The organism is Nonomuraea insulae (genome assembly GCF_042656245.1).
Genome location: NZ_JBHSPA010000059.1, coordinates 1 through 15,993 on the forward strand (window position 1 = coordinate 1; position 15,993 = coordinate 15,993).

General features: G+C 68.2%; 19 protein-coding genes and 2 pseudogenes. 13 read left to right on the forward strand and 8 right to left on the reverse strand.

From position 1 onward, the window contains the following. The 4 genes from ACFPZ3_RS44310 to ACFPZ3_RS44325 form a co-directional block, all read right to left on the reverse strand. Positions 1–605: alpha/beta fold hydrolase (locus tag ACFPZ3_RS44310; RefSeq protein ID WP_379520401.1), on the reverse strand; the 605-nt coding region annotated here is incomplete at its 3' end. Further along, complete coding sequence (locus tag ACFPZ3_RS44315) at positions 602–1,156, reverse strand: anthrone oxygenase family protein (RefSeq protein ID WP_379520402.1); 555 nt, start codon at positions 1,154–1,156, stop codon at positions 602–604. The genes ACFPZ3_RS44315 and ACFPZ3_RS44310, both read right to left, overlap by 4 nt. A 35-nt stretch (positions 1,157–1,191) precedes the next feature. Beyond that, positions 1,192–2,157, reverse strand: coding sequence for a haloalkane dehalogenase (locus tag ACFPZ3_RS44320; RefSeq protein WP_379520403.1), 966 nt, complete (start codon positions 2,155–2,157; stop codon positions 1,192–1,194). A 27-nt stretch (positions 2,158–2,184) separates the two neighbouring features. Then, positions 2,185–3,039: an NmrA family NAD(P)-binding protein gene (locus tag ACFPZ3_RS44325; protein ID WP_379520404.1), complete on the reverse strand. Its 855-nt coding sequence runs from the start codon at positions 3,037–3,039 to the stop codon at positions 2,185–2,187. A 252-nt stretch (positions 3,040–3,291) separates the two neighbouring features. On the opposite strand from ACFPZ3_RS44325, the pseudogene ACFPZ3_RS44330 reads away from it, so the two are divergent. The 9 genes and pseudogenes from ACFPZ3_RS44330 to ACFPZ3_RS44370 all read left to right on the forward strand — a co-directional run. Then, positions 3,292–3,642, forward strand: a pseudogene (locus tag ACFPZ3_RS44330) (NAD(P)H-binding protein); the annotation flags it as partial. A gap of 291 nt (positions 3,643–3,933) precedes the next feature. Then, positions 3,934–4,440, forward strand: coding sequence for a carboxymuconolactone decarboxylase family protein (locus tag ACFPZ3_RS44335; RefSeq protein ID WP_379520406.1), 507 nt, complete (start codon positions 3,934–3,936; stop codon positions 4,438–4,440). Positions 4,441–4,604: 164 nt separating this feature from the next. Next, positions 4,605–4,712, forward strand: a pseudogene (locus ACFPZ3_RS44340) (alpha/beta hydrolase fold domain-containing protein); the annotation flags it as partial. Beyond that, positions 4,675–5,055 (forward strand): alpha/beta hydrolase fold domain-containing protein, encoded by a 381-nt coding sequence (locus ACFPZ3_RS44345; protein WP_379520407.1) that lies wholly within the window; start codon positions 4,675–4,677, stop codon positions 5,053–5,055. The pseudogene ACFPZ3_RS44340 and the gene ACFPZ3_RS44345, both read left to right, overlap by 38 nt. Before the next feature lie 381 nt (positions 5,056–5,436). Next, positions 5,437–5,631, forward strand: a complete 195-nt coding sequence (locus ACFPZ3_RS44350; RefSeq protein WP_379520408.1) for a hypothetical protein — start codon at positions 5,437–5,439, stop codon at positions 5,629–5,631. 26 nt (positions 5,632–5,657) lie between these two features. Further along, positions 5,658–6,392, forward strand: coding sequence for a DUF899 domain-containing protein (locus ACFPZ3_RS44355; RefSeq protein ID WP_379520409.1), 735 nt, complete (start codon positions 5,658–5,660; stop codon positions 6,390–6,392). Between the two features lie 287 nt (positions 6,393–6,679). After that, a complete protein-coding gene (locus ACFPZ3_RS44360) occupies positions 6,680–7,273 on the forward strand; it encodes a hypothetical protein (protein ID WP_379520410.1) in 594 nt (197 codons plus the stop codon). Continuing rightward, a complete protein-coding gene (locus tag ACFPZ3_RS44365) occupies positions 7,218–7,382 on the forward strand; it encodes a zinc-binding dehydrogenase (protein WP_379520411.1) in 165 nt (54 codons plus the stop codon). Before ACFPZ3_RS44360 ends, ACFPZ3_RS44365 begins: the two co-directional genes overlap by 56 nt. A gap of 36 nt (positions 7,383–7,418) precedes the next feature. After that, positions 7,419–8,522 carry an SGNH/GDSL hydrolase family protein gene (locus tag ACFPZ3_RS44370; protein WP_379520412.1) on the forward strand — a complete coding sequence of 368 codons (1,104 nt, stop codon included), beginning with the start codon at positions 7,419–7,421 and terminating at the stop codon, positions 8,520–8,522. A gap of 626 nt (positions 8,523–9,148) precedes the next feature. Here ACFPZ3_RS44370 and ACFPZ3_RS44375 read toward each other — a convergent pair. The 4 genes from ACFPZ3_RS44375 to ACFPZ3_RS44390 form a co-directional block, all read right to left on the reverse strand. Beyond that, a complete protein-coding gene (locus tag ACFPZ3_RS44375) occupies positions 9,149–9,547 on the reverse strand; it encodes a hypothetical protein (protein ID WP_379520413.1) in 399 nt (132 codons plus the stop codon). Continuing rightward, positions 9,544–10,287: an SDR family oxidoreductase gene (locus ACFPZ3_RS44380; protein ID WP_379520414.1), complete on the reverse strand. Its 744-nt coding sequence runs from the start codon at positions 10,285–10,287 to the stop codon at positions 9,544–9,546. Before ACFPZ3_RS44380 ends, ACFPZ3_RS44375 begins: the two co-directional genes overlap by 4 nt. Positions 10,288–10,344: 57 nt before the next feature. Continuing rightward, the gene (locus ACFPZ3_RS44385; RefSeq protein ID WP_379520415.1) at positions 10,345–11,280 is read right to left on the reverse strand and encodes an RNA polymerase sigma-70 factor; all 936 of its coding nucleotides are present in this window, start codon (positions 11,278–11,280) and stop codon (positions 10,345–10,347) included. Between the two features lie 140 nt (positions 11,281–11,420). Then, complete coding sequence (locus ACFPZ3_RS44390; RefSeq protein ID WP_379520416.1) at positions 11,421–12,359, reverse strand: RNA polymerase sigma-70 factor; 939 nt, start codon at positions 12,357–12,359, stop codon at positions 11,421–11,423. 178 nt (positions 12,360–12,537) lie between these two features. On the opposite strand from ACFPZ3_RS44390, the gene ACFPZ3_RS44395 reads away from it, so the two are divergent. The 4 genes from ACFPZ3_RS44395 to ACFPZ3_RS44410 all read left to right on the forward strand — a co-directional run bounded on the left by ACFPZ3_RS44395 (position 12,538) and on the right by ACFPZ3_RS44410 (position 15,786). Then, positions 12,538–13,053, forward strand: a complete 516-nt coding sequence (locus tag ACFPZ3_RS44395; RefSeq protein ID WP_379520417.1) for a carboxymuconolactone decarboxylase family protein — start codon at positions 12,538–12,540, stop codon at positions 13,051–13,053. Continuing rightward, a complete protein-coding gene (locus ACFPZ3_RS44400; RefSeq protein WP_379520418.1) occupies positions 13,050–13,808 on the forward strand; it encodes an SDR family oxidoreductase in 759 nt (252 codons plus the stop codon). The genes ACFPZ3_RS44395 and ACFPZ3_RS44400 overlap by 4 nt, the downstream gene beginning before the upstream one ends. A gap of 164 nt (positions 13,809–13,972) precedes the next feature. Beyond that, a complete protein-coding gene (locus tag ACFPZ3_RS44405; protein WP_379520419.1) occupies positions 13,973–14,557 on the forward strand; it encodes an isochorismatase family protein in 585 nt (194 codons plus the stop codon). Positions 14,558–14,592: 35 nt separating this feature from the next. Then, the gene (locus ACFPZ3_RS44410; protein ID WP_379520420.1) at positions 14,593–15,786 is read left to right on the forward strand and encodes a cytochrome P450; all 1,194 of its coding nucleotides are present in this window, start codon (positions 14,593–14,595) and stop codon (positions 15,784–15,786) included. The last annotated feature ends 207 nt before the right edge of the window (positions 15,787–15,993 follow it).

A 15,993-nucleotide genomic window follows, 5' to 3' on the forward strand; every position in this document is an offset into this window, starting at 1 on the left:
GCCGCCGCCGCTCGAAGGGTTCGTACGGTGTCGCGGCGGATTTCCGGCTGCGTCAGGACCGGCCTCAGCCAGCGGGCGGTGGCGGCGTCTCCGCGCAGGGTCAGCCGGCCGAACGCGAGCGGGAGCCGCCGGAGCATCCGGAGCCGCATCTGCTGCATGAACAGCCCGAACATCCGGGGTGAGAGTTTGCCGGCGAGGACGAGTGTCCTGCCTGTCAGCCCTGGCGGGAAGTTGTCGAACGCGTCGCATGAGGCGAGCACGACCCGCCCCACGCGTGCGTCGCCGTCGCTCATGAGCAGTTGGACGAGCGCGCCGCCGGTGTCATTGCCGACGAGGGTGACGTCATGGAGATCGAGGCGTTCGAGGAGCTCCGCGACGAGCCGCGCGATCCCGGCGAGCGACAGGTCGGCGTCGGCGTGCATGGCGTGGCGGTGGGCACCCAGCGGCAGCGTCGGCGCGACGCATCGGTGATCGGCCGACAGGTCGGCGATCACCTCGTCCCACAGGGAGGCGTCCATCATCAGCCCGTGCAACAGCACGAGCGTGGGCCCTTCACCCACGTCCTCGTAGGCGACCCTCCCGGCGGACAACTCGATCTCCTTCACCCTCGACCACCCTCGTACGCGGGGGCGGGGGCTGAGCGGTCCGTCGGCGAGCGATCGACCAGGTGCGGGAGGGACTGCTTGGCGTTGACGATCGCCGCCGCGACCAGCAGGGCGAAGGCGAGTACGGCCGCGACCGTACGCGCCGCGTGTGCGATCTGCCAGCGATCACGGATGTCGGCCCAGTTCGGGGGAGGCGCCGTGACGCTCCACCCGGCCTGATCGCCGTTGATGGGGAGGTTGACGATCAGCGTCGTGACGAAGACGGTCACCAGCAGGACGAGCGCCGCCGACGTCAGCCAGAAGGCACGGCCTCTGCCCTTGGCCGCGAGGGCGACCAGGATCGCGGTGGTGATCAGCGCCGGAATCAGGGTGACGGAGGCGAGGGTGTCCAGGCGGTCGAGTTCGATCTGCCGGACCTGGGTGTACACGGACCCGTCGTAGTCGCGCAGGGACAGCTCGAAGATGAGGACCCCGGTGACGAATCCGGCGAACAGCCCTGCGAAGGTCAGACTTAGAAAGCGTATGTATCCAGCGAGCGAATCGTTTCTCATGATCGGTTTCCTTTGCGAGCAGCAATGAGCTCGACTCAGCGTGTCGAGTGGATGAAGGAGTCGATGATGGCGGCGAGTTCCGGTCCCTTGTCTTCCTGGACGAAGTGGCCGGCGTTCTCGATGGTGGTGTGCGCTTGTCCCGCAGCCCCCGCGATGCGGTTGCGCAGGCTGTCCGGGCCGCCGCCGACTCCGTAGTCCCTGTCGCTGAACGCGACCAGGAACGGGGTGTGCAGGTTCTCCAGCACCTCCCACGCCTTGCGGTTCGCCGCCGACGCCTCGTCGACGGGGGTGATCGGGATGAGCAGCGGGAACTGGCGTGCCCCTTGCAGGTACGACTCGTCCGGGAACGGCGCGTTGTACGCGGCGCCCACGGCCGGGTCCAGCTCGTTCACGGTGCCCCTGTCGATGACCTTGGCGATGTCGAACGGGTTTGACCGCTGGCTGAGCTGAAGCCAGATGGCGAAGTTGGCGACGAGCTCCTCTTCTCCCGTGGGGAAAGAGGTGTTGGTCGCCAGCACGCGACGGAACCGGCCGGGGTTCTCGGCCACCATGCGAATGCCCAGCAGGCCGCCCCAGTCCTGGCCCACCAAGGTGATGTCGTGCAGGTCGAGGCGGTCGAGCACCGTCTCCGTCAGCCAGCCGACGTGGCTCTGATAGGTGTAGGAGAACCGGTCGCCAGGCTTGTCGGACTTGCCGAAGCCGATGAGGTCGGGGGCCACGCAGCGATGCCCGGCCGCGACCAGTGGCGGGATGATGTGCCGGTAGATGTAGCTCCACGTCGGTTCGCCGTGCAGCAGCAGAACCGTCTCCCCGGACGCCTTGGCCGGATCGCTCGGTCGTTCGTCCACATAGTGCACGCGCAGCCGGGTGCCGGCGCCGTCGTTCGCGTCGATCTCGACGTAGTGCGGCGCGAACGGGTAGTCGGACAGACTTTCGAAGCGGGCCTCGGGCGTACGCAACACCCGGATGCCCTGCTGCGGAGTGCGCTCTGCGTCAACCATGGTCTTCTCCTTGATCTCTGGACCGTGTCAGTTCTGGAAGGCGGCGGCGTGGTCGGCGACCCACTCGCTGAAGGTGCGCGCGGGGCGGCCAAGGATCTTCTCCACCTCGTCGGTCACGCCCTCGGCGGGCCCGGCACCTCGGGCGTACCTGGCCAGCAGGGCCTCGACGAATGGCTTCGGGAGGCCGCGCTGGATCATGCTCTGCTCGAATGCCTCCGGCGGAACTTCCTGATAGCGCAGCGGCCGGCCGATCACCTCGCCGATGGCCGCCACCAACTCTTCGTGGGACAGGGAGCGCGGGCCGGTGAGCCGCACCTTCTGGAAGGTCAACTCGGCGCCGAGCAGCGCGCGGGCAGCGACCTCCGCCAGGTCCCCTTCGTGGATCAGAGGCTCGGCGAACGCGGCGTACGGGCCGCGGACGACGTCGCCGGCACGGACCTGAGGGGCCCACGTGCGGAGGGTGTTGACGGCGAAGGAGGCGGGCCGCAGGCTCACCCAGTCCAGGCCGCTCGCGACGGCGGCATCCTCTGCCTCCTTGTTCCTATCCCCCTGGAAGCGGGACGGCTGGTCGGCCAGGTCGTCGTCGACGTTGACGGCAGAGAGCGCCACCACTCGTTGGACGCCGCGCTCCTTGGCGAGCGCCAGCAGGTCGGCGGCCGCTTCTCCCACGGCGCGCGGGTGAAGGAAGAGAGAGGAGACGCCCTCCAGGATCGCGCCCATGGTGTCCGGCCGCGACGGGTCGCCCACGACGACCTCGACGCCGGCGGGCAGACCGGCCGCTTGCGGGTCGCGGGTGACGGCACGCACCTTGATGCCTTCGCCGGCGAGCACGCCGGCCAGGGGGCGTCCGACGGTGCCGGTGGCACCGGTTACCAGGATCATGACAGGCCTTTCTTCGGTCAGACTTTCTACGATATTCATATTATATGAAACTGATACGTGGTGCGCGGCGAGGGTCGGCTCGTCGCGTTGTCAGACTGGTTGCGCCGCTGGGGTGTGCACCCGGTGGCGGTGGAGAGCACCGGCGATTACCGGAAGGCGACCTACTCCGGTTGGAGGCCGCAGGATTCGCCTGTGACCTGCTGGACGCGGACGTCCGTAAGCTCACCGCGGATGTGAGCCGACCCTGAGCTGATGACGCTCGCGTCCGCGATCGAGGGCGCCGACGCGGTGCTGTTCGCTCTGGGCTCGCGGAAGAAGACCGAACCGGTGTCTCCTCGACGGGCGCGGACCATCGCCGAGGCGATGCGGGCGACCGGCGTACGCCGTCTGGTCGTGGTCAGCGGCGTGGGGGTCACCACGATCCCTACCCCCGGCCGCCCGAATCCGCCCAGGCGCGAACCGGGCGCCGGCTTCGAGATGCGCTACCTGACCACCCCGTTCGCCAAGATCGTGATCGGCGCACAGATGGCGGATGCCGCGTTGATGGAGGACTTCCTGCGGGGTACCGACCTCGACCGGACGGTCATGCGCGTCCCGCTGGTCGTCGACAAGCAGTCGATCATCGATCTGCGGCCCGTCTACCACCGCCTGGAGGAACGCATCCGTGCGCACGTCATCTTGTGCTGACTCGCGCTGCTGCTCATCCGCATCATCGAAGCTCGCGGCCGAGGGCGGAATCACCTACCACGCACACGTGAATCGACCAAGGCAGCGTGGCGGCAGAGCAGTCGTCACGGCGCCGCTCGGAAATCGATCGTGTTCATCTGTTACGTCTACCCCTCGCGTTTCGTCATGGCAGTGACACCACCGAGATCCAGAATGGAAGAACCCACCATGACCACGTCCACAACGACCGCGCGGGAGAACCGCCAGTCGCGACTGCCCAACCCCGCCACGCTCATCCCCGAGCTGGGAGGGGTCGCCGGAGCCCTGTTCAAGGCCACCGGGAACGGCTCGATCCCGAAAACCACGATCAGCCTGGTCCAGCTGCGCGCGGGCCAGCTCGTCGGTAACACCTACCTGACCGTCCTGCACACCGGCGACCTCCGCAAGGCCGGGGAAGCGGAGGAGCGCATCACCGCCGTGGCGTCCTGGCAGGACGCGCCCTACTTCACCGACGCCGAGCGGGTCGCACTGGCGCTCGTGGAGGCCGTCCTCACCCCCAACCCGCACGGCGAGCGAGTCTCCGACGACCTGTACGCCCAGGCATCCGCCCACTACGACGACAAGGCGCTCGCCACGCTCACCATTTCGATCGGCCAGGTCTTCTTCTTCATCCCCCTCGCCCTCATAGGCAAGCCGCTCCCGGGCGTGTCGCCCGCCGAGCAGTGGAGGGAGTAACACCCAACATGCAGGGTGAGGACACGGCAATCGTGCCTCACCCTGAGTGCTTCCAGCTCAAAGCCAGTTCGCAACTCGGTCACATCACGCTGACAGGGTGGGGCAACACTACTGGGGTGACCTGACGGCCGAGCCCGGCGGCATCGACTACCTCGAAATCAAAGGCCATCGGGGCCCGCGCGCTGCTCACCGGCTACCGCTATTCCCCCGTACATCCCCATCCTGCACCGCTCGATGACTCCGCTACCGCTTACCGCTGGTTGCTCGATCAGGGGATCGACGCCAAGCACGTCGCTCGCGGTCGTCGGCGATTCGTCTGGAGGCGGGTTGTCCGTCTCGACGATGCTGCGCGCCCGCGAGCTGGGCCTTCCCACGGCGGCCGCGGTGATGCTGATGTCGCCGTGGGTGGACATGGCGCTCAGCAGCCAAACCTTCGAGACGAACCGCGAGACGGAAGCCTTCTTCTACAAGGAGGTCGTGGCAGGGCTGGCGGCCATGTTCTTGGGCGGTGCCGACCCGAAGGATCCGCTCGCCAGCCCGCTCTACGCCGACTTGACCGGCCTGCCACCGATGTGCATCCAGGTGGGTGGCGACGAAACGCTCGGCCTTGCCTAGGGGGAGGTTCCCGATTTCGGGAGCCTCCTCGCGCGACGGCCCGGCCACCTTCGCCGCGATGATGCTCAGCGACACAGCGAGGTTCGCCGTCATCGTGTCCCCCGCCCTGGTTACTCGCGTCATCGCCGGCCTGATCCCGGTGGCGGTTGAGGGCTGGACCGGACTCTGCCGGCGGCCGCGATGCGGCTGCCCCTCCGGTGTGGCATCCGCACCTGAAAGACACTCGCCCGATGGTGAACCTGGCGTCAGGTTTGCCCGGGGGCGAACCGCATCCGATTGCCGGGCGTTGAGACGCCTCGGAGCAGGACCGATGAGTTTTGGCAGAGCGCCGCCTCAGTACAGGTAGAGGGTCGGCAGACGACCGAGGTGGCTCCTCCGGGGTTGCGTTACGCGGCGTTCCTGTTGGCCGACGGGGTGAGTTTCGTGCACGTCGTGCTCGTGGAGGGGGATGACAATCCGTTGTCGCGGTTGGCCGCGTTCCAGGAGTTTCAGCGTGGTGCGGCCGACCGCATGGCCGGCCCGCCCGTGAGTGCCGGCGCGACGGTTGTCGGTTCCTACCGTTTCTTCACACCATGATCTAAATGCAGCAGAAGGAGAAGGCAATGGCTCTTCCGCAGGTCGTGTCCCGCGAGGAGTGGCTGGCAGCTCGGCTGAAGCTGCTGCCGCAGGAGAAGGAAGTCATGCGGGCGCAGGACGCGGTCACCGCACAGCGCCGCGAACTGCCGATGGTCAGGATCGACAAGGACTACACGTTCGAAAGCTCCGCCGGTAAGGCCGGCCTCGGCGACCTGTTCGAGGGCCGCCCCCAACTCATCGTCTATCACTTCATGTGGAACGAGGGCTGGGAAGAAGGCTGCCCGAGCTGCTCGTTCGCGGTCGACAACGTGGGGCGCCTGGAGCACCTGCACGGCAGCGACACCACGTTCGTGCTCGTCTCCCGCGCACCGCTGGCCAAGATCGAGAGGTGGAAGGAGCGGATGGGGTGGACGATCCCGTGGTACTCCTCGGCCGGTAGCGACTTCAACTACGACTTTCACGCCACCAACGACGAGTCCGTCGCGCCCGTCGAGTACAACTACAAGGACAAGGCGACCATGGAACGGGAGGGCCTGGAGTACGCCGTGAACGGCGACGCCCAGGCCATGAGCGTCTTCGTCCGCGACCAGGACACCGTCTTCCACACCTACTCGACCTACGGGCGCGGCGCCGAGGTGATGTTGAGCACCTACCACTATCTCGACCTGACCCCGCTCGGCCGCCAGCGCTACGTTAACGAGTTCCCCTATCACGATGCCTACGACGGCGCAGGGGGCCACTCCCACCACGCGCACCACTGAGCCGCATGGCAAGGGTGACGCCTCCGAACGGAGGCGTCACCTCTCCATCTCGAACACGAAGGTCATGGAATGCACGGGAGTCATGGAATGATCGAGTCCGTACCACTCAGGTGGATACTCATCCTTGTGCTCGCGGGCACCGGACTGTGGTTCTTGCTCCGCGGCGTGCGACCCGGCTCCGGTGGCGCGTCATTAGCCGTCACCGACAGGATCTCCCACCTGGCCCACGCTCTCATGGCTGCGGCGATGCTCGCCATGATCTGGCCGATGGGATGAGTGGAGGGGCGATGACGCGGACGGCACAACGACAGCCGGACATGGCCGACGATGCGCCCGACGAGGGGTTCGTCCGGCTGAGCGAGCCCTTCCGGCGGGAGTTGCTGGCGCACTGTTACCGGATGCTCGGCTCGATCCACGACGCAGAGGATGTGCCCTCCGGGCTGGGCGGCCCGAGCGACGACCCGGACGAGACGCTGCGCTCCCACCAGCCGGAGGTGCCATGGCTGCAACCCGCTCCCGACATGCTGTTCGGTGCGGGCGGCGCGGTCGGCGGGTACGCGGTTCAGCTCGCCAAGCGAGCCGGTGCCGGCGTGACCGCGACCGCCAGCGCGCGCATCCGCCCCTTCGACGCGGACCGGATCATCGACTACACCGCCACCCCCGTTCTGGAGGCGGTGGCCGGGCAGCGATTCGACGTGGTGCTGAACCTGGCACCCACCAGCCCGCAGGAGACCGCGCGACCCGGTCACCGACGGCGCAGCCTTTGTCAGCACCACCCCCGGACCCGACGACGCCGGACGCGGGGTGCGGACCGTGCGGGTGTTCGTGCGCAGCGACGCCACCCAGCTCACCGAGCTGATCGCCCGCGCCGACGCCGGTGAGTTGAAGATCGAGGTGGCCGAGCGGCGCCCCCTGACCGACCTGGCCACCGTCCACGACGAAGCCACCGCCGGACGGCTGGCCGGAAAGACCATCCTGATCCCCGTCTGAACGGCGACATTCCCCATAACTACCCATGGAGCAAGCATGATCTGGACAGCCGGCTTCCGCACCGCCGTGATCAGTCCCTACGAGCAGATCCAGCTCACCGAGCCGCGCGGCTTCGCCAACCAGACAGTACGTCAGGTGCTCCACATGGCCGGCGGCGGAGAACGCCTCCGCGTACGCCTGACGAACCTCTACGGCCGCACCCCCTTGACCATCGCCGCCGCGACGGCCGCCACCGAGCACGGGCAGGCCGTCCTCACCTTCAACGGCGCCGAGAAGCTCACCATCCCGCCGGGAGAAGAGGCAGCCGCTGACCCGATGGATCTCCCCGTCGCCGCCGGCGCCGACCTGTTCCTCAGCCTCTACCTCCCTGAGGAGACAGGCCTGGCCACCTATTCCCACAAGCCCATGGAGACCGCTCACATCGTCGGTGGGAACCACGTCACCTCTCCCGCACTCGTTGAGGCCGAGCAGGTAGAAGCCAGGTTCTACGTCTCGGGCGTCGACGTGCTCACCCCGGACGACACCACGATCGCCGTGGCGTTCGGCGACTCCTGGTTCGAAGGAGTCGGCTCCACCACCGGCGCGAACAACCGCTCCGTGGACGTCCTCAACCGGCGCCTCAGGCGGGGATGGGTCGTCAACCAGGGCATCGCCGGAAACCGCCTGCTGCGGGACGAGGTCGGCGAGCACGCGCTGGCGCGCTTCGACCGCGACGTCCTCTCGATTCCCGGCCTGACCCACGTCCTGGTGCACTTCGGCATCAACGACCTCGGCCTCCCCGGCATGTCCGGCGAGCCTCCCGCCACTTCCGACGCCCTCATCGAGGGCTTCAAGGCTCTGGCCCACCGCGCCCACAAGGCCGACCTGAAGATCCTCGCCGCCACCATCGGCCCCTTCGCGGGCGCCATCTACCCCGGGATCAGCACCCCCGAGGGCCTCGTCGCCCGACGCGAGGTGAACGACTGGATCCGTACCACCGACACTTTCGACGCCGTCTTCGATGTGGCCCAAGCTGTCGAGAACCCCGAAGCCCCCGACTACATCCACCCCGCCCTGGACAGCGGCGACGGCATGCACCTCAATGACAAGGGCGCCCAGGCCATGGCCAACGCCGTAGACCCGGAAACCCTCGCCCTCTAGCCCGTTCTCCGCATGATCGTTTCTTGGTTCGGCCAAAGATGGCGGGTTGGACCGTAGGACAGGGGATGAGTGGTCTTTCGGGTCAGCCTCGCCCTGAACGAGGTCGCGGACGCCGGCGTTGCGGTGATCTCTCCGGCTGCGACCTCGGGCGTCCTCATCACCGCGTATGACCAGGGCATGTGCGGCCGCCGACACCTTGCAGGGCAAACTGCTCGGCCATCTCGCTGTCGAGGACGGCTAGCCTACCGCGATGATCTTCACACTGGACGACAGCGCCGAGCGAGCGCTGTCCACCCAGGGCGTGAAGCTGCTCGACCGCCTGGTACACCAGCCCCGAACTTCGCGGCGCGCATCAGGACGGCCGATCCGAGCACGACGATATGAGTTACGCGGCGGAGTCGTACGACGCGGTGGTGCTTGGGGCGCTGGCGGACGTACCCGGTGACCAGCCGGACGTCTACCAGCTCGCCGGTCGGCAGGAGTGTCTGGGAGGCCGCGGCGGGATCGTTTTCACGCAGCCGGGCCATCTCTGGGTCAGGGCTGAACGGGCAGGCCGCATCCCTGCGGATCGGCAACGGAACGTTTTCGGGCATGACAAAGACACTTTCTGCGGGAAGTTCGAGGAATTACGCCTTTTCGAGCCGGCTGGTGAGCGGAAGCAGCACCAGCGGGATCACGACGGCCGCCGAGAGTGCGATCAGCAACGGCACGCGCTCGCCGGGCGTGAGATGGTGCAACAGCCGGATGTGGATCGCCAGGTGCGGCGCGGCGAACACCAGGTACACGGCAAGCGCCGTACGGGCCATGCTCCGCCGTACGATGAAAACGCTCACGCCCAGCACCACCGACGTGGCCAGGCTCATCGCGCCGTAGTCCATCATCAGATGCGCGTTGTACGGCATGCGCATTCCCACCCAGGGGATGTCGAAGAACGAGCGGGGCAGCAACAGCGCCCAGCCCCCCACGGCGAACTGCGCCACGGCGAGGAAGGCCAGGCCCGCGCGCAGCCAGGTGCGGGCGCTCATGCGGTGAGGAACTTCTCGAAGGTGATCCGTCCGTCGGCGTGCTCGGGGGTCAGATGTCCACCTTCGCGGAAGCCGCGGATGCCGGCCCCAGGCATTGGCACCGACACCACCGGCCGGCGGCTGGAGCGCGAGCGAGCATAGACGCGGGCCAGATCGGCGGCGGGGCGCACCTCGGGCCCGCCCAGGTCCGGCACCCGGCCGGCCGGCGGCGCGCCTGCCAGCGCGGCCAGGCGGGCGGCCACCTCGCTCGCGTCGATGGGCTGGAAGCTGACACCGCTGGGCATCACGATCGCCGGCAGCCACCGCTGGCTCGTGCACATCCAGACGATGAGCTCGTGGAACTGGGTCACGCGCTGGATCGTCCACGGCAGGCCGGAGCGTTCCACGAGCTGCTCACAGGCCAGCTTCGCCCGATAGTAGGGCATGTCCACCCGGCCGACGCCGACGATGGACACGTACACCAGATGCGGGCGCCCTGCTCGCACCGCCGCCTGGATGAGGTTGCGCGTGCCATCAATGTCCGCACGGTCGTTACCGGTCGCGCAGTGGACGATCACGCCGACGCCGTCGAGCGATTCCTCCAGGCCCTCACCGGTGAGCAGGTCACCACGGCATGTCTGCTCGTCCGACGGCGGCTTGCGGCTCAGCACGCGGACGGCATGACCGGCCGACAGAAGTTGTGGCACGAGCGCGCGGCCGAGCCGGCCGGTACCGCCCGTCACCAGGAACGGGTTCGTCACGGGTAGAAACCCCTCACGGAGAGCGCGATGCCGGAGCGTTCCGGCCTCGCGCGGCTGTCAGGTCACCGCCTCACGCCGGGTCCCGGCGTTCGCGGTCACCCATTTAGAACCGGATAGGCCTCCGGAATGTGACAACCGGAGTTTGTCGGGGTTGGCGATGATGCGAATCCCGCTGATCCGGCCGTCCGACGTCTCCGGCACCAGCACGCCGACCAACTCCTCACCGGCGCGGGCCAGCAGCCCCAGCGTGCCGTTCACCTCCGCGGCCGACAACCTCACCCCTTGGCCGGAGATGCTCAATGAGCCCACCAGGTAACGCGCCACCCGGGCGATACCGGAGATGGGCCGCCGGGCAGCGCCGACCCTGCCACCACCGTCCACCCACACGGTCACGTCCTCGGCCAGCACCCTCTCCAACCCAGGCAGGTCCCCCTGTTCCGCGGCTGCCAGGAAGCTTTCCACCAGGTCGAGGCGGTAGGCATGGTCCACCCGGCGATCGAAGCCGCCACGCGCCTCGGCCAGACGCCGGCGAGCTCGGGTGTACAGCTGCCGGGAGTTCGCCTCGGACGAGTCGATGACCTCGGCCACCTCTCGATGGCTGTAGTCGAAGGCCTCACGCAGGACGAACACCGCGCGCTCCACCGGGTTGAGCCTTTCCAGCAGCACCAGGAAGGCCAGCGAGACCAACTCCCGCTGCTCGGCGCTGTCCAGCGGGCCCAGAGCGCCGCCCTCGGTCAGCACCGGCTCCGGCAGCCAGAAACCGACATAGCTCTCCCGGCGCGCACGCGCGGACGTCAACCGGTTCACACACAGGTTGGTGGCGACCTTGGCCAGCCACGCCCACGGCGACTCGACAGTGCTCGCCTGATGCCAACGCAGGAAGGTGTCCTGGACGACGTCCTCGCCTTCCTCAGCCGAACCCAGCATCCGATAGGCCAATCCGAACAGCTTCGAGCGGTGCCGCTCGAACTCCTCAACCGCATCAACTGTCACGCCCACAGCCTCTCAGGCCACCTTGTGGGCCTGGTCGTATGGATGGCATGCGCGGCGTCGTTCACCCTTACGACAGCGCCCGACGCAACAGCTCCCCGGGTACAGCCGACGCGGGGCCGGACCGGCAGGTCGTTCCGGCCTCAGCGGCTCACGGCGGTCTCCTGTTCCATACGCGACAGCTTCTCGGGATTGCGTACGTGGTAGGCGCCGGTGACGTAGCCGTTCTCCACTCGCACCGCCAGCACGCCGTCGATCTCGCCGTTGACTCGGACGAGCAGCCCCGGGCCGCCATTGATCTGCACCAGCTCGACCGACCTTTTCCCGTCGCGCTTCCACCAGCCGACGGCCAGCAGGCGAGCGACGTTGTCGATCCCCACAATGGGCCGCAGCAGGGCATGCTTGACACCGCCGCCGTCGCTCAGGGCGACGACGTCCGGCGCGAGGATGTCGAGCAGGCTCTGCAGCTCGCCGGTTTCGACCGCTCGCTGGAAAGCCTGGAGGGCGGCTCGGTGCTCGGCCGGGGAGCCGGCGCCGCGTGGCCGGCGCGCGGCGACGTGTGCCCGTGCCCGGTGGGCGATCTGGCGGACCGCGGCTGGGCTCTTGTCGACGGCCTCGGCGATCTCGTCGTAATCCAGATCGAACACCTCGCGCAGCACGAACACCGCCCGCTCGGTCGGCTGAAGCGTCTCCAGTACCAGCAGCATCGCCATCGAGACGCTGTCGGCCAGCTCCACGTCCTCGGCCACGTCAGGCGAGGTCAGCAACGGCTCGGGCAGCCACGGCCCGACGTAGGACTCCTTGCGCCGGTCCAGCGTACGCAGCCGTTTCAGCGCCTGCCTGGTGGCGATCGTTATCAGGTACGCGCGCTGGTCCAGCACCGGGCCCAGGTCGACGCTCACCCACCGCAGCCAGGTCTCCTGCAGGACGTCCTCGGCGTCGGCGGCAGAACCGAGGATCTCGTAGGCGAGGGTGAACAGCAGGTTGCGGTGGGCGACGAACGCCTCGGTAGCCGAGTTCATGCGGTGGTCACGAGCGAGGGGCTCGGGTGTGCCCGTCGGTTGCTCGCTTCGTTCGCTCATCGCTGGTTCCCGCCTGTTCGTTCGCGACCGTGCAATATCCATACGATCCCGGTCTCCGCCGCTTTGTGACACCAACGGTCGGTGGTCTATGTCACATGGGCCTGGCTGTCACAAGGAGCGGGTCGCCGGGATCTCTTGCTCGTAACGACGCAACACCACGAATAAGGAAGTCCCAACCATGTCCACACCCACGACGACCGACCTCCGGTCGCGCATGCCCAACCCCCTCCCGTTCGTCCCCGAGATGGCGGTGGTCGCCGAAGGCCTGCACAAGGTCATGAAGAACGGCTCGATTCCGCAGGTCACCATCCACCTGCTGCAGCTGCGCGCCGGACAGATGCTCGGCAGCACGTACTTCACCATCAGGGAAACCGGCAACCTGCGCCAGGCGGGGGAACCGGAGGAGCGCATCACCGCCGTGGCGACCTGGCGGGACGCCACCTACTTCACCGACGCCGAACGGGTCGCGCTGGAGCTGGTGGAGGCGGTGCTGTCCCCGAACCCGTCCGGGGAGCGCGTCCCCGACGAGCTGTACGCCAAGGCGTCCGCACACTACGACGACAAGGCGCTCTGGACGCTCATCATGGCGATCGCCCACATCGGCTTCTTCACCCCCGCCGCTCTCATCGCCAAGCCGATCCCCGGCATGCCCCCCGGCCAGAACTACAGCGAGCAAGAAAGGCAGGAAGCATGAGCATCACCAAGTACGCGGTGGCAGGAGCGACCGGCCGGCTGGGCCGCCACGTCGTCGACGTCCTCACCGAACGGGGGCACCAGGTCGTGCCGATGTCCCGAGCCACCGGCGTGGACATCATCACCGGTGAGGGCCTGGCCGAGGCCCTGCTCGGAGTCAAGGCCATCATCGACGTCGCCTCGTGGCACGCCTCCGATCAGGAGGCGGCGACGGAGTTCTTCCGCACGTCGGCCCGCAATCTGCACGAGTACGGCCGCAAGGCCGGAATCGCCCAGATCACCGTGGCGTCCATCATCGGCGTCGACAAGGCCACCGCCGGGTTCCTCGCCGCCAAGAAGGTGCACGAGGAACTCCTCCTGTCCGGCCCGCTGCCCGTGCGCATCCTGCGGGCCGCGCAGTTCCACGAGTTCGTCGCTCAGCTCCTGGACTGGCAGCAGGACGACGTCGCCTACATCCCGGCCCTGCCCACCCAGCTCGTAGCCTGCCGCACCGTGGCCGAGACACTGGTCGACCTGGCCCTCGACCCCGGCGAGCCCGCCCCGGGAACGCCGATCCCCGAGATCGCCGGACCCCGAAAGGAGAGCTTGGCGGAGGTGGCCGCGCTCCTCGGCGCCCGCCGAGGCATCAAGGTCGTCGGCGTCGACGGCTCGGGCATGCCCGATGCCGAGATCGCCGCCGAGGGCGGGTTCCTGCCCGGCCCGCACGCCAAGCTCGCCGGCCCGACCTTCCAGGAGTGGCTCGACACCCAACCCTGAGCCGGCCACTGGTTTCGGAGCTCCACGACGCTGAGCTTCGAGAACAAGGGCTTCCTCCGAACCTTGCCCCTCGGGGACTCAGCAGTTCCCTCTGAGCCAGACGCACGGTCCGATCTCCTTGGGCGCCTGGATTCGTCACCGCATCCTCAGAAAGGGACTCACCCATGCCCGTCACCACGATCGACACAACGACCGCACTCGTCCTCATCGACCTGCAGAACCTCGTCGTCGCCCTCCCCACCACCCCCTACACCGGCCCCGAGGTGGTGGCCCGTGCGGTCGACCTGGCTGACGCCTTTCACCACCACGGTGCCCCGGTTGTCCTGGTCCGGCTCACGGGCGGCGCGGACGGACCAGATGCTGCTCCAGGACGCACCGAGATTCCACGCCCGCCCGGCCCTCTGCCCGCGGGCTGGGACGTCATCGTCGATGACCTGACCGGCCACCCCGGCGACATCACCGTGACCAAGCGCACCTGGAGCGCCTTTCACGGCACCGACCTTGACCTGCAGTTGCGCCGCCGCGGTGTCACACAGCTTGTGCTGGCCGGGATCGCCACCAGCATCGGCGTGGAGTCCACCGCCCGCGCCGCCTACGAACACGGCTACAACGTCACGCTGGTGGCCGACGCCATCGCCGATCGGGATGCGGAGGCGCATCGCCACAGCATGGAACGGATCTTCCCACTCCTCGGCGAGAGCGCTACCACCGCCGAGATCATCGACCTGCTGGCCAAGACCCGCGCCTGACGGTCTCACACGATCACGAGATGAATGGACAGACGATGACGCAAACGCCGGAATTGCCGCTGCACATGCGGCGCAATGGGTTCGACCCGGTCGAGGAGCTGGCCCGGGTACGCGACGGAGAGGGTGTGGTCCGGGTCGAGACGCCGTTCGGCTCGTCCGCCTACCTGGTCTGCCGCCATGAGGACGTTCGCCAGGTGCTGTCGGATCCGGCCCGGTTCAGCAGCGCCTTGACGCCGTTCCCGGGATCTGGGCAGATGAGCGCCGACGAGTCGGCCAGGATGCAGGCCGGGCAGCTGATCGGGTTCGATCCGCCCGAGCACACGCGGTTGCGCCGGATGCTCACCCCGGAGTTCACCATGCGCCGGATGCGCAGGCTGGAGCCGCGGATCACCGAGATCGTCCAGGCGGCCCTGGACGATCTGGAGCGGGCCGGTAAGCCGGCTGATCTGGTGGAGCACTTCGCGCTGCCGGTGCCCTCGCTGGTGATCTGCGAGTTGCTGGGTGTGCCGCAGGCCGACCGCGCGGAGTTCCACGAGCGCGCCGTGCGCCTGCTGGACACCTCCTTGCCGATGGATCAGCGCGTCGCGGCGCAGCGGGAGGACCGCGCCTACATGGCCGGCCTGGTGGCCCGCGCGCAGGCGGATCCGGGCGAGGACATGCTGGGCATGCTGGTACGCGAGCACGGCGACGATCTCAGTAGCGACGAGCTGGTCGGCATCGCCGGGCTGCTGCTGCTGGCCGGGCACGAGACGACCTCGAACATGCTCGGCCTGGGCACCCTGGCCCTGCTGCGGCACCCGGAGCAGCTCGCGCGGATCCGCGAGGATCCGGCCCAGGTCGAGCCCGCCGTGGAGGAGTTGCTGCGCTGGCTGTCCATCGTGCAGTTGCTGCCGCCGCGCACGACCACGACGGAGGTGGAGATCGCCGGGCATGCCATCCCCGCGGGCTCGCTCGTGATGTGCTCGCTTCCCGCCGCCAACCGCGACCCCGCCTTCATCGACGATCCCGGCACCCTCGACATCACCCGGGGAGCCGCCGGTCACGCCGCCTTCGGCCACGGGGTGCACCACTGCCTCGGGGCGCCGCTGGCCCGGATGGAGATGCGCATCGCCTTCCCCGCCCTGCTCCGGCGCTTCCCCGGTCTCGCCCTGGCCGACCCGGACGAACAGGCCGACTTCCGGGCCTTCAGCATCGTGTACGGCGTGCACACGCTACGGGTGACCTGGTGAGCGGACAGCCACCGAGAGCCGACACCTCACCCACCCGGCATCTACGTCCGACCCAGCACCGATGCCGTCGCAACTGCGGTTGCCGACCTGGCCCAACCCGGCGCCAACGCCGTTGACATAGGCCAGCTCAATCGCGTGGACCGGGTGGTTTGTCTTAAATGGATCGCGGACGAATCGCCCGCTCTGTCACCGTGGCAGGATCTGCGC

What these genes read in the sequence shown, in the direction of transcription:
- ACFPZ3_RS44410 (WP_379520420.1), top strand. Translation starts at nt 14,593, where the DNA reads ATGACGCAAACGCCGGAATTGCCGCTGCACATGCGGCGCAATGGGTTC.
- ACFPZ3_RS44400 (WP_379520418.1), top strand. Translation starts at nt 13,050, where the DNA reads ATGAGCATCACCAAGTACGCGGTGGCAGGAGCGACCGGCCGGCTGGGC.
- ACFPZ3_RS44395 (WP_379520417.1), top strand. Translation starts at nt 12,538, where the DNA reads ATGTCCACACCCACGACGACCGACCTCCGGTCGCGCATGCCCAACCCC.
- ACFPZ3_RS44390 (WP_379520416.1), bottom strand. Translation starts at nt 12,359, where the DNA reads ATGAGCGAACGAAGCGAGCAACCGACGGGCACACCCGAGCCCCTCGCT.
- ACFPZ3_RS44360 (WP_379520410.1), top strand. Translation starts at nt 6,680, where the DNA reads ATGACGCGGACGGCACAACGACAGCCGGACATGGCCGACGATGCGCCC.
- ACFPZ3_RS44355 (WP_379520409.1), top strand. Translation starts at nt 5,658, where the DNA reads ATGGCTCTTCCGCAGGTCGTGTCCCGCGAGGAGTGGCTGGCAGCTCGG.
- ACFPZ3_RS44335 (WP_379520406.1), top strand. Translation starts at nt 3,934, where the DNA reads ATGACCACGTCCACAACGACCGCGCGGGAGAACCGCCAGTCGCGACTG.
- ACFPZ3_RS44315 (WP_379520402.1), bottom strand. Translation starts at nt 1,156, where the DNA reads ATGAGAAACGATTCGCTCGCTGGATACATACGCTTTCTAAGTCTGACC.
- ACFPZ3_RS44320 (WP_379520403.1), bottom strand. Translation starts at nt 2,157, where the DNA reads ATGGTTGACGCAGAGCGCACTCCGCAGCAGGGCATCCGGGTGTTGCGT.
- ACFPZ3_RS44375 (WP_379520413.1), bottom strand. Translation starts at nt 9,547, where the DNA reads ATGAGCGCCCGCACCTGGCTGCGCGCGGGCCTGGCCTTCCTCGCCGTG.
- ACFPZ3_RS44345 (WP_379520407.1), top strand. Translation starts at nt 4,675, where the DNA reads ATGACTCCGCTACCGCTTACCGCTGGTTGCTCGATCAGGGGATCGACG.
- ACFPZ3_RS44405 (WP_379520419.1), top strand. Translation starts at nt 13,973, where the DNA reads ATGCCCGTCACCACGATCGACACAACGACCGCACTCGTCCTCATCGAC.
- ACFPZ3_RS44325 (WP_379520404.1), bottom strand. Translation starts at nt 3,039, where the DNA reads ATGATCCTGGTAACCGGTGCCACCGGCACCGTCGGACGCCCCCTGGCC.
- ACFPZ3_RS44370 (WP_379520412.1), top strand. Translation starts at nt 7,419, where the DNA reads ATGATCTGGACAGCCGGCTTCCGCACCGCCGTGATCAGTCCCTACGAG.